8 protein-coding genes are annotated in these 11,694 nt (G+C 49.3%); 6 read left to right on the top strand and 2 right to left on the bottom strand.

The window, feature by feature from the left end; all coding sequences use genetic code 11:
* Nucleotide 1: 1 nt before the first annotated feature.
* Nucleotides 2-586, bottom strand: coding sequence for a gluconate 2-dehydrogenase subunit 3 family protein (locus ACXAH4_RS13370; RefSeq protein WP_474843324.1), 585 nt, complete (start codon nucleotides 584-586; stop codon nucleotides 2-4).
* A 543-nt stretch (nucleotides 587-1,129) separates the two neighbouring features.
* Between ACXAH4_RS13370 and ACXAH4_RS13365 the strand changes: the two genes are divergently transcribed.
* The 5 genes from ACXAH4_RS13365 (at nucleotide 1,130) to ACXAH4_RS13345 (ending at nucleotide 10,314) form a co-directional block, all read left to right on the top strand.
* The gene (locus ACXAH4_RS13365) at nucleotides 1,130-4,141 is read left to right on the top strand and encodes a TonB-dependent receptor (RefSeq protein WP_474882234.1); all 3,012 of its coding nucleotides are present in this window, start codon (nucleotides 1,130-1,132) and stop codon (nucleotides 4,139-4,141) included.
* A gap of 130 nt (nucleotides 4,142-4,271) precedes the next feature.
* Nucleotides 4,272-5,261: a LacI family DNA-binding transcriptional regulator gene (locus tag ACXAH4_RS13360; RefSeq protein ID WP_474843320.1), complete on the top strand. Its 990-nt coding sequence runs from the start codon at nucleotides 4,272-4,274 to the stop codon at nucleotides 5,259-5,261.
* Between the two features lie 45 nt (nucleotides 5,262-5,306).
* Complete coding sequence (locus tag ACXAH4_RS13355; RefSeq protein WP_474882232.1) at nucleotides 5,307-7,229, top strand: sialate O-acetylesterase; 1,923 nt, start codon at nucleotides 5,307-5,309, stop codon at nucleotides 7,227-7,229.
* A 110-nt stretch (nucleotides 7,230-7,339) separates the two neighbouring features.
* Nucleotides 7,340-9,151 carry a sodium:solute symporter family protein gene (locus ACXAH4_RS13350; RefSeq protein WP_474843316.1) on the top strand — a complete coding sequence of 604 codons (1,812 nt, stop codon included), beginning with the start codon at nucleotides 7,340-7,342 and terminating at the stop codon, nucleotides 9,149-9,151.
* Nucleotides 9,152-9,222: 71 nt separating this feature from the next.
* The gene (locus tag ACXAH4_RS13345; protein ID WP_474882231.1) at nucleotides 9,223-10,314 is read left to right on the top strand and encodes an acyltransferase family protein; all 1,092 of its coding nucleotides are present in this window, start codon (nucleotides 9,223-9,225) and stop codon (nucleotides 10,312-10,314) included.
* 52 nt (nucleotides 10,315-10,366) lie between these two features.
* Here the strand turns inward: ACXAH4_RS13345 and ACXAH4_RS13340 are convergent, their stop codons facing one another.
* Nucleotides 10,367-10,927 (bottom strand): DUF3237 domain-containing protein, encoded by a 561-nt coding sequence (locus tag ACXAH4_RS13340; protein WP_474882229.1) that lies wholly within the window; start codon nucleotides 10,925-10,927, stop codon nucleotides 10,367-10,369.
* Nucleotides 10,928-11,008: 81 nt separating this feature from the next.
* On the opposite strand from ACXAH4_RS13340, the gene ACXAH4_RS13335 reads away from it, so the two are divergent.
* The gene (locus ACXAH4_RS13335; RefSeq protein WP_474882227.1) at nucleotides 11,009-11,584 is read left to right on the top strand and encodes a uracil-DNA glycosylase family protein; all 576 of its coding nucleotides are present in this window, start codon (nucleotides 11,009-11,011) and stop codon (nucleotides 11,582-11,584) included.
* The last annotated feature ends 110 nt before the right edge of the window (nucleotides 11,585-11,694 follow it).

Raw genomic sequence — 11,694 nt, 5'->3', positions numbered from 1 at the left:
GCTAGTAATAAGCTTTAGAGCTGTAAGCGCTGCCCACAGAGGCGAGAGGCACTGAGCCTTTAAAACCCCCGGGTACAGGCAGGTAAGTCAGTTCTTTTGTCGCGCCCGGCTGAGATGTGTAATAACCAAACACGATCAGGCTTTTAAGAAACTTGAACGTGCCCTTTTGAGCGGCAGAAAAGGGGGCTTCTGCTTTCTCCAGGGCAGTTAACAAGCGCAATTGGGACGCTTCGTTCAAGAGGGAAAACTGTTTAGCGCCAAAGGATGTGGCGTTCTTATCAATGCTGGCAAGCAGTGCGAGAGCTGACTGCTGTTCCTCTTCGCCGTACACCACACTTAACTGATGATCGATAAAGTGGTGACACATGACCTCAGCAGCACCGGGTGTGCTGGTTTGAGGAATAGTCAGCGCGCAAATACGGCGCAGGGTTTCTAATGCATTGACGCTCAATATTGCCGGTAAAGCCGCAGTGGCATCGCCTCTGAAGTGTTGAGCGGCAGCGATGGCATTGCCGCTTAGCAGGGATGCTGCGCCAATGCCCCCTACAGCGGTAAGTGTTTTAAGAAGTTGTCTTCGATTCATCATGGGTCTTGAAAATCCAACTGGTATCCGGAACGTTTTATTTTTGTGATGCTGTGTAAATTGATTTAACAATTTGCGGTGTACCTTAGCGTATTTATGTAACCGGTTTCAATGATTTCTGTGTTTTGTTGTTAGGTTTAATTTTAAATTATTGAATAATAGCTGTTTATTAGTTTTTGGTGCGGTTTTTTTTGCTGATAACGGTTTCTTAAACTGAATAGCGTTCCGTGGTTTCATCTGAAAAATAAAACCATTCATCGTGAAGTTTATCAGGCTTAATCCGCCATTTGGAGGCATGAAAAACCACCTTTTTAATAAGACTGATTTTGGTTAAGTTTAAGAATTATATGGTTTTTTGAATTATGTTAATTACGTGAGTATACTGCCTGCAATTTAGGTTGTGCTGTAAAATTGCTGTTATTGAAAAGTAAGTTTTAATGTAATAGATTGCCTCTGCCTGAAAACGGTTACATTACGGGTGTGGTATCGGGAGGACACGAAATTGCACCCTTTTTAAGAAAATTTTTTCGCAATTAGGGACCAGAGATGAAAGAGACATTTGCCGGAAAACATGGCGTGAAACGTTCGGTGTTGGCATTGTGCGTACTAGCGGCCATCCAACCTGTAACAGCCTTCGCACAAGAGACAGAAGTACCTGATGACAGTGATATCGAAGTGATTAACGTCAGCGGTATCCGGGGCTCTCAGGAAGCTTCCATTTTCAACAAACGAACGGCAGCCACTGTTGTAGACTCTATTGCTGCAACAGATATCGGTAAACTGCCGGATGTAACAATTTCAGACTCTTTGCAGCGTATTTCCGGTGTGCAAATTCGCCGTACTGCGGGTGAGGGTGGTTCACTCAATATCCGGGGATTACCTCAGGTAGTCACTCAGCTGAACGGTGAACAGTATCTTGGTGCAAACTCTGTTGTATCCACTCAACCTAACTTCAGCGATATCCCGTCACCTCTGTTCCGTGGTGCTGATGTATTTAAAAATGCCACAGCCAATCTGGGCAATGCCGGTATCACCGGTACTGTTAACTTAAAAACTTATCGTCCGTTTGATTTTGAAGAAGGCTCTACCTTCAGCGGTGCAGCAGAAATGCAACGTGGCGATGAAACTAAAAAGAACGATCCTAATTTATCTGCATTGTATAACTGGCAGAACGGCGATGTGGGTTTCATGATCTCCGGTACCTACGCCAATGTGAATCTGGCTAACTCGTATAATGGTATCAATACCGGCAGCCCGGGCGATGCCGGCTGGACCGACCGCACCAGTGCTGCGGAAGTTGGCGTGGACGGCCGTGATGGCCGCGTTATCTTAGGTTCACAAGGTTTTTCTGCCTGGAATCAGGGCACTGAACGTGAGCGTCTGGGTCTGAATACATCCATGCAGGTAGATTTGGGTGAAGGTTTTGTTTTCACCGCAGATGTGTTCTATACCGAGCAGGAAGAATACAACCGTAAAGTCGGTTTAAGTGCGACCAACAAGTGGGGCCCCCGCGGCTGGTTTACGCCAACACAGGAGCGTGCCACCGGTGCAATGATTGATGGCGGCGAAATGTATTCCTGGCAAACGGCTGAGCTGTATCCGTCACGTCTGAAGTCATTCACTCAGAATGATGTGTACAACAACAGTTCTACCAACATTAACCTGCAATTAGATTACGATAACGGCGGCGCATTCAGTGGTCAGTTCCGTGCAATTATCGGACGTGCCTCCCAGGAACACCGTCACGGTTATAACGAAGGCGATATGACCAACGGGTCAACCACGCTGGGTCGTACAACTAACCTGGTTCCGTCTGACAAGTGCGGACCCGATGATGTGGTTGTGGGCGATGACGGCGGCTGTCTGCAAGCTATTAATGCTATGGGCTACAGCGAAAATCCGCATCTGACTTATGACACTACCGGTGAGCACCCTGTGTGGAGCGGCTTTGACCGTTCACTGACCGGCGGCCTGGGCGACGGTGCGACTATTGCCGATTACATGGGCAATTTGTCCAGCTACAACATTGGCGCTTTCAGCTCTGAGAACAATGAAAACTCAGAAGGCGACATCAACGCCTTTAGCATGAAAGGCAAATATTTGTTCGACAGCGGTTACGTGACCAGCATCGAAGGCGGTATCCGCTATGGTAAACGCAGCGCAGACTACGAGCGTTATCACCTGTTTTCACCGGTACAAACCGCCGGCTGTATGGCACAGTGGAAAGCGACAGACGTATTGCTGAATGCTGATGCGCCAGCGTGTTCAGACGGCGAGATGGTAAACGGCGAATTCATGCCTTATGCCGCTCTGGAAAGCATTCCTCTTGATCAGTACAACAACGTGGTACAGGTCACAGACTTCGGCCCTGTTTCCGGTATTCCTGCAATCTGGGCGGTTGATCCTGCAGATTACGATGATCCTGAAGCCTTCCATAACCGCGTTTTCGGTGAATCGGTAAAACAAATCGTTCCCGGTTCCAGCTTCAGCGCTGATGTGGCTGAGCTAAGCTACTTCCTGCAGGCAAACTTCGAAGGCATGGACGGCTTGCTGACCGGTAACGTGGGTATTCGTGTTATCGAAACTGACCTTACTGTGAAGCAGAACATTGCCGGTGATAACCTGCCTTACAGTGGTACCGCTATTGATACCGGCGATGTGGTTTCAAGCCGTGACTATACTGATGTGTTACCAACTCTGAACCTGTCTTACAGCATCACGGACAATGTAATTGCACGTTTTGCTTATTCAGAAAACATGACACCGCTTAACCTGAATCAGTACGGTGAAGGTTTAACGTTAAGCAATGCGTTAGATTCAGTAGAAGGCAGCCCGACACAAGGTCAGTTCATTGTGACCGGTGGTAGCCTGGCGGGTAATCCGCAGCTTGATCCATGGCGCTCGACTAACTACGACGTGTCGTTAGAATGGTATCCCGGTCAGGCCAGTATGGTATCTGCTGCACTATTCCGTGTTGAAATTGACAGTTTCACTGTGAACCAGACGGTAGACATGGAAATGCCGGATGCCGACGGAATAGTACGTCGCAGCGTACCAATCACTACGCTGGTTCAGGGTGACGGTGGTACGCTGGAAGGTTTTGAAATCGGTGCGAAAATCGCGTTCAGTGACTTCATCGAAGGTGAGTCTCTGTTAGCCAGCTTCGGTATGGATACTAACTTCACTTATTCACCCAGTGAAGGTTCCGGTACTGACATTTACGGCGAAGAGAATATGTTTAGCGACAACTCTGAGCGTCAGTTTAACGTTATCGGCTGGTATCAGGGCGACCGTTTTGAAGCACGTATTGCTTACAACTACCGCAGCGAACGCTTAGCCGGTCAGGGTGGTTGGGGAGCTTTGAACCTTTATCAGGCCCCGACATCTTATGTGGACATTTCTGCCAGCTACGACATTGATGAGAACTTCTCTGTCTATGCGCAGGGCTCGAACATCACTGGCGAGTACGAAGATTATTACCTGCAATGGGAAGATCAGTACGCCTTCCAGAACTACTATGAAACCCGCTACATCGTGGGCGTAAGAGCGAAGTTCTGAGCTTAAGCAGAAAGTCGTGAAGCGGGGGTACGAATAGTACCCCCGATGTTTTACACTGCATGAATTATTAAAAAAGCGTGAAGGGAGTTTGTTGAATTCCCTTACCATTCCAGCGTAGAAAGTATCGACTATGGCCACTATCCGTGATGTTTCCAGAGAGTCAGGCTTATCAATAGCCACCGTTTCAAGAGCTATCAGTAACCCTGAAATGGTCTCAAAGCAAAGTCTCCGCCGTGTGAATCAGGCGATAGAGAAATTGCAGTACCGGCCAAATCTCACCTCTCAAAAATTTCGCTTACAGCGCACTAACACCATTGTAGTGCTGGTACCTAATATCGCTAATCTGTTCTTCGCGCAGTTAATCAGTGGCGTTGAAGATACGGCTGCAAAGCATGGTTTTAATGTGTTGCTCGGTGATACCCGTGACAGTGCCAGCCGGGAGCAGGAATTTATTCAACTGGTGGAAACCCGTCAGGCGGACGGATTAATTCAGCTGACTCCCCACAATGACAAAGCTGTTTTGCCTATTAAAGATGTAAAAGCCGTGAATGCGGCTGGCTGTGCCGGTACCCCTTACTATTCTGTTCGCATCGACAATGAAGAAGCCGCTGCCAAAATGGTGACGTATCTGATCAGTCAGGGCCACCGCCGCATCGGTATGATTTCCGGCCTGAAAGACAACCTTCACTCCATGGCCAGGCAGGATGGCTATAAACAGGCGCTGGAAAATGCGGGCATTGCCTTTGATGAAGAGCTGGTGGTTGAAGGCGACTTTTCGTTCTGGTCCGGATTTAATGCAGTGAAGCATTTCGTCAACATGGACGAGCGGCCTACGGCGCTTTTCTGTGCCAACGATGAAATGGCAATCGGAGCACTCAAAGGCTTAAAAGAGAAAGGTCTGAAAGTACCCGATGACATTTCTGTCACCGGATTTGACGATCTGGATATGGCCAATTACTGCGATCCTCCATTGACCACCATCAGGCAGCCTGCTGTGAGAATGGGGGAAGAAGCTGCCGAATTGCTGTTCCGCATAATTGAAGGTGAACAGCCGAAACTTACCGAATACATTTTACCGTTTGAAATCATTATCCGGGAAAGCACGCGGGCTGTTAAATAGCACTCTTCTTGCTGCGTGCACGCCGGTTTACCTCAGGAAATTAAAATGAAAAAAAGCCTTTTGTGCATGACACTGTCCATTGTCATGTCAGTGCACGCATCCGCAGCAGAAATAGCGACGTTATTTACTGATCACATGGTGTTACAGCGTGACAAACCGGTCAATCTGTGGGGCACAGGTGCGCCCGGCGAAACTGTCCGTGTTGTGATAAATAACGTGGAACAAACCACAACGGTAACTGCTTCCGGGAACTGGACCGTTTCGTTACCGGCACAAGCAAAAGGCGGCCCCTATACCCTTTCTGTGCAGGGCGATAATACCTCGTCATTTGATGATGTGTGGTACGGCGATGTGTGGATTGCCGCCGGGCAATCCAACATGGAATGGGATTTAAAAGACCACGTTACAGGTAATGAAAAAGCACTGGCTGAAGCCGGTAATGCACGCATTCGCCTTTATGATGTGCCAAATACCCTGTCGCCGGAAGTGCAGACCACATTGCCTGAGAGCAAGTGGCAGGTCGCCAATGCCAGCACCGCCGGTGCATCCTCTGCCGTGGCCTGGTTTTTTGCTGAAAAAGTCTCATCAGAAGAAGATGTAATGGTGGGCATTATTGAAAGTAACTGGGGCGGCACACCGGCAGAAGCCTGGATTGATTTGGCGACGGTTGAAACTGTGCCCGGCTACCGGGAACAGGCTGAAGCAGTAAAGCGCAACCCTGACTGGGCAAAAACGCTGCGTGACAACGACACGCGAAATACCGAAAAGTGGCGCCGCATCGACAGTGAAGCCGTAGCATTGGCTACCGGTGCGGCTGAGGTTGATTATGATGACAGTCAATGGCCTGAAGTCACCCTGCCGAACAGTACACCGTTTACTGAATTTACCTGGTTGCGGCATACCTTCACGCTTACAGATGATGATATGTCGAAATCTGTCACGATTAATGTGGGTGACATTGTTCAGAACGCTTTTGTGTTTATTAACGGTCACGTGATTGCGAAAGAAGACTGGCGCAATGGTGATTCACTGCATCACCTGCCTGAAAAGTGGCTGCGGCGGGGAAAAAACGTATTCGCTATCCGGGTGACGAACGACTGGGATAACAAAGCCTATGTGGGCCGGCCGGCACAAATCTGGCGCGAAGTCGGCTCTGAGAAAGTTGATATATCCGGACAATGGCGGGGCACTAATACCATTGAACCCCCTGTTCCTGAGGTTGAAAACTACACCTTCACTCCCGGGTTTTTGTATAACGCGATGATAAATCCCTTGCTACCTTACCGGGTAAAAGGCGTTATATGGTATCAGGGCGAAAGCAATATCGATCGTCAGGAATACTACGCAGACTTATTTAAAACACTGATCAGGACATGGCGCAAAAAGGCGGATGACGGCACATTGCCATTCCTGTTTGTGCAGCTTTCAGCATTTTTGAAACCACAGGCCTTGCAGCCCGGCAGTGCATGGGCTTACCTGCGGGATGCACAAAAAGAGACGTTATCTCTGCCGGATACTGGCATGGCTGTGTCCATTGATGTGGGTAATCCGGACGACATTCATCCTAAAAACAAGCGGCCTGTGGGCGAGAGGTTATGGCGTCAGGCGGCCCGGCAGGCGTACGGCCATCAGGATATCGTAACGTCAGGGCCGGACTTTTCAGGTATGGATATTAAAGGCGATAAAGTGACGTTACGTTTCAGCAATGCTGAGGGCCTGACTACAACAGAAGGTAACGCACCTGCAGGCTTTATTATCGCCGGTGAAGATAAGCGGTTCTTTCTTGCTGACGCGGAACTGGACGGTGAGACGATTATATTAACTAATGCGAATGTGAAGAAACCTGTTGCCGTGCGTTATGCCTGGGCTGATTATCCGGTCGTGAATCTGGTGAACGGGGAAGGCTTACCCGCAGTACCCTTCAGAACGGACAACTGGACCGCTTCATCGGTAACCGCAGGGCAGTAGCGTCACACCGTTTGACGGGTTACATTCGTTAATACATTGTTTATTGACGACAACCGGTTTCAAAAAGGTAAAATGGTGACTGAGCCTCACCGGCCTTAATGGAACATGCTATGAAGTTGTCGTCTTTTGACGTTCTCGTCATTGCTGGCTATCTCTGTGTTGTCATTCTGCTTGGAATGGGAATAGCCAGATTTAACAAAAAAAACACAACAGATTATTTTCTCGGCCAGAATAAAATCCCCTGGCCGTTGCTCGGGCTGTCCAATGCCTCAGGCATGTTCGATATCAGTGGCACCATGTGGATGGTGTACCTGCTTTTTATCTATGGTTTGAAAAGCGTATTCATTCCCTGGCTCTGGCCCAGCTTTAACCAAATTTTTCTTATGATTTTCCTTTCCGTCTGGCTGCGCAGGTCGGGTGTGATGACGGGGGCAGAATGGATACGGTTCCGGTTTGGCGAAGGGCGGGGGGCCACGCTGAGCCATATCATTGTGGTTGTATTTGCGTTGATCAGTGTGCTGGGGCTTCTCGCTTACGGATTCACCGGCATCGGCAAGTTCGCTGCGGCCTTCCTGCCCTGGCAGTTAAGTACAGATGTCAGGCTTAACGAAGTGCTTTACGGCGCTCTGATCACCGGGTTTACTGCGCTTTATGTTGTACGTGGTGGCATGGTGAGTGTGGTCTACACAGAGGTGTTACAGTTTTTAGTTATGACAGCGGCCTGCATTGCCATCGGTGTGATTGCAATGATGCAGGTTTCTCCTGGCATGCTGGCTGCAGTGGTGCCTGAGGGATGGACATCACTGTCGTTCGGCTGGCAACTGGATTTGGACTGGCAAGCGTTGTTGCCTGAGGCTAATGAACGCATTGCCGGTGACGGCTATTCGCTGTTTTCGCTTTTCATCATGCTGGGACTTTTCAAAGGCATTTTGCAAAGCCTGGCCGGGCCTGCGCCTAACTTTGATATGCAGCGTATTCTTGCTGCGCGCACACCGTCAGAGGCGGCTAAAATGAGCGGTTTTGTCAGTATTGTACTGTTATTTCCCCGCTACATGATGGTCACCGGCCTCACCGTACTGGCGCTGGTTTATCTCACGCCGGCTTTAAATCAAATGAACAGCGCTGCAGATTTCGAGCAAATATTACCGCTGACCCTGGCCAATTTTATTCCGTCAGGTCTGCTGGGGCTTATCATTGCAGGGCTGCTGGCGACTTTCATGTCTACCTTTGCCGCTACCTCAAACGCCGCACCGGCCTATGTGGTCAACGATATTTATAAACGCTACATCAATCCTGAGATACCGGAAAGAAAGGCGCTGAAACTCAGCTATCTGGTGTCTGTTCTTTTCATCGTCTGTGGTTCGTTACTCGGGTTGTTTGTACCGTCACTGAACAGTATGGTGATGTGGCTGGTGTCTGCGTTATACGGTGGTTACACGGCAGCGAACGTGCTGAAGTGGTACTGGTGGCGTTTCAACGGCATGGCATTCTTTTGCGGCATGACGGCGGGAATCATTCTGTCGGTCTTTCTTATGTTCACGGACATTCAGCCGTTGTATGCGTTCCCGTTTTTATTCGGTTTCTGCTTGCTGGTGTGCATTGGCGTCAGCCTGCTCACCCGACCGGATGATATGGGGGTGCTGAAGGCGTTCTATCAGAAAACCCGTCCCTGGGGCTGGTGGCAACCAGTCGTGCGGGCGCTGCAGGAAGATGGCGTCGCAATAACTGCGAACAACCAGTTTAAAAAAGATGCCGCTAATGTGGTGGTGGGTGTTATCTGGCATACATCATTAACCGCAGCACCAATCTTTATGGTCATTAAAGCGTGGGAGCCTTTTGCTATCAGCCTGTCTGTGATAGCTCTGTGCACTGCGTGGCTAAAAATATTCTGGTGGGAACCGCTGAAGCGCACGGCGGAGTGACAAGAGGTTGTATATGGTAAAGTCACGGTTTACTCTGCGTTCTAAATAGTAACAATGTTCAGGAATAACTAATGAACAAAGGATTGTCTGTATACCTTGAGATGGTCAGGGTAGTTGCCACCTTTCTGGTACTGCTATCTCACGCCGGTCACTTCGGGCCATTATGGCTTCAGGATATTCTTGGAGAAGCCCGCCTGGGCAGAGATGGCGTGGTATTGTTTTTCGTGCTCAGCGGGTTTGTCATTACCTGGTGCGGAAAAGAGAAAGATAAAAACCTGTATTCCTTCGCCACCAACCGGATGGCGCGGATTTACTCTGTGGCTGTGCCCGGATTGATGCTGGGAATCATTGCCAGCCTTATTCATACATCTGTTCAGGGCGAACCGGTAGACTACACCATCAACAAAGCCTGGTTGTACTACCCTATTTTCCTGTCTTTTTATTCCCAGTCGTGGCTGGGATTCCTGTTCCCCGCCGGAAACTTCCCGTACTGGTCGCTAAGTTATGAAGTCTGGTATTACGTATTTATCGCCGTGGTGCTTTATGCAAACCGCTACCGCTGGTTACTCATTTTCGCAGTAATTCTGATCATGGGACCGTATATTGCGCTGTTTCTACCATTGTGGGGAATGGGCGCATTGCTTTATGTGTGCAAAGATAAATACACGCCGGGCCGGGGTACGGCGTTATGCCTGTTTGCTGCAACCTTACTCGGATTTATTGCAACAAAGGTAACTGCTTTTGATTCTGTGCTGGATGAATTTAATCATTATGTACTCGGCACGCCGCCTAAATTTATTCCTGCCAAGCAGTTTCTTGGGGATTATTTTCTTACTCTGCTGGCAGTCGTGAATTTTTACAGTGCATACCATCTGCGTATCAGGATTGGTGAGCTGGCAACCAAAGCTGTGAAAGCGCTGGCTTGTTTCTCGTTTAGTATTTATCTGTACCACACTCCGCTATTTCTACTGTTATCTCTGGTGCCGTTTTTCCATGATGCAGCCAGCTGGACCAGCTACATTTTTGCTGTCGTCTTCGCGCTGGTCGCCTGCCGGGTGCTGGCATCGTTCACGGAGCTGAAGAAAAAGCCGTTGAAGGCGGCCATTGACCGGACCGCAGACCACCTGCTTAAAATCAGCAAACGGAAAGTCACAGCAAAATAATGTGGATCAGCAGGCGCAGAGACTTTCTCTGCGCGCAGCATGAGTAAGGCGGTTACTTAACGCGGTAGAAATGCAGGACGACGCTGTTGGCCTTTCGCATACCGGTGGACACGATAACTGACTTATTCAGCCAGGCGTGGGGACTGTCTGAAGCGACTTCCAGTTTTGCGGCAGTACGCATGTAGTAAGACGCTGCAGGCATGTCTTCTCCTTTAGCCAGTCTGGCCAGCACTTCCGGTGAAGCGGTGCGGATCCCTTCATTATGCACATAGATGATTTCGCCGGAGTCGGTTTGCAGGCTGTAATCCGCCACCAGATCAGCGGTTCCGTCCTTTCTCACTGTCTGCCAGTCGGCGCCGCCTCCCAACACCTTTCCATTGAGTTCGGGGCCGCGAAATTCACCGCCATTAATGCCTATAATCCGGCGTTTACCGTATCGTGTCTCACCGACTTCAAGGGGCGGATCAAGTGTTACAACGGCTTCAAAAAGAAACTCAAACTCCGGAGCAGGAATGTCGGCATACTGAGGTGAATCTTTTGCATTGGCTGTCAGAGGAAACAACGAGAATGTTATGATGGCGGCAGACAAGTATTTCTTGAGTAGCGAAGTCATGGATATGTCCTTATTATTTGATGGTTTTTCAGGCAGTTTCATAGTGCCAGAGTTTGAAGTTTATGCAATCAGTGTGGGTCTATGACTGAAACGGATCCGGCCAAATTATTCAGTGACATACACCGTTGCACGCTGTGTGCAGGGGGATTACCTCATGCTCCCCGACCGGTAGTGCAACTGCATGCTGAAGCGAAAATTGTGATTGTCGGACAGGCACCCGGCATCAAAGCTCACGAAAGCCACCAGCCCTGGAATGACGCCAGTGGCGATAAACTTCGCCTCTGGCTCGGGGTGAACCGGTCAGCATTTTACTCGTCTTTATTTGCTCACCTTCCTATGGCATTTTGCTTTCCGGGCTACAAGAATGGTGCAGATGCACCACCGCCTAAAATTTGTTCTGCCACCTGGCACAAACCGGTTCTCGATCAGTTGTCCCCTGAACTCATGATCCATATCGGGCGCTACTCACAGCAATATTATTTTCCGGAGTACAAAACCTTAACTGATGCTGTAGAACAAACAGCATCATCAGGTTCGGATGCTATGGTGCTGCCCCATCCGTCAGGCCGCAATAACCGCTGGCTGGCGAGGAATCCCTGGTTTGAAAAGAGGGTGCTGCCTTTACTCAGAGAGAAGGTTGCAGCGATCCTTGCCTGACGCTCGTCACAGCCCGGCCAGGCTGGCTTGTATGATGAAAACGTATGAAACCACATATCCATGTTGATCACCGGGCATTTTTCCTTCCCGCATAGCTCATTAGACTTAAG

This window comes from Alteromonas sp. ABV2_168, assembly GCF_056161165.1.
Note: the sequence above shows the minus strand (reverse complement) of the source record. Positions and strands in the feature narration are given on the sequence as shown.

Excerpts from the sequence above, each read along its gene's own strand:
- ACXAH4_RS13370 (WP_474843324.1), bottom strand. The coding sequence starts at position 586 with ATGATGAATCGAAGACAACTTCTTAAAACACTTACCGCTGTAGGGGGC.
- ACXAH4_RS13360 (WP_474843320.1), top strand. The coding sequence starts at position 4,272 with ATGGCCACTATCCGTGATGTTTCCAGAGAGTCAGGCTTATCAATAGCC.
- ACXAH4_RS13350 (WP_474843316.1), top strand. The coding sequence starts at position 7,340 with ATGAAGTTGTCGTCTTTTGACGTTCTCGTCATTGCTGGCTATCTCTGT.
- ACXAH4_RS13345 (WP_474882231.1), top strand. The coding sequence starts at position 9,223 with ATGAACAAAGGATTGTCTGTATACCTTGAGATGGTCAGGGTAGTTGCC.
- ACXAH4_RS13335 (WP_474882227.1), top strand. The coding sequence starts at position 11,009 with ATGACTGAAACGGATCCGGCCAAATTATTCAGTGACATACACCGTTGC.
- ACXAH4_RS13340 (WP_474882229.1), bottom strand. The coding sequence starts at position 10,927 with ATGACTTCGCTACTCAAGAAATACTTGTCTGCCGCCATCATAACATTC.
- ACXAH4_RS13355 (WP_474882232.1), top strand. The coding sequence starts at position 5,307 with ATGAAAAAAAGCCTTTTGTGCATGACACTGTCCATTGTCATGTCAGTG.
- ACXAH4_RS13365 (WP_474882234.1), top strand. The coding sequence starts at position 1,130 with ATGAAAGAGACATTTGCCGGAAAACATGGCGTGAAACGTTCGGTGTTG.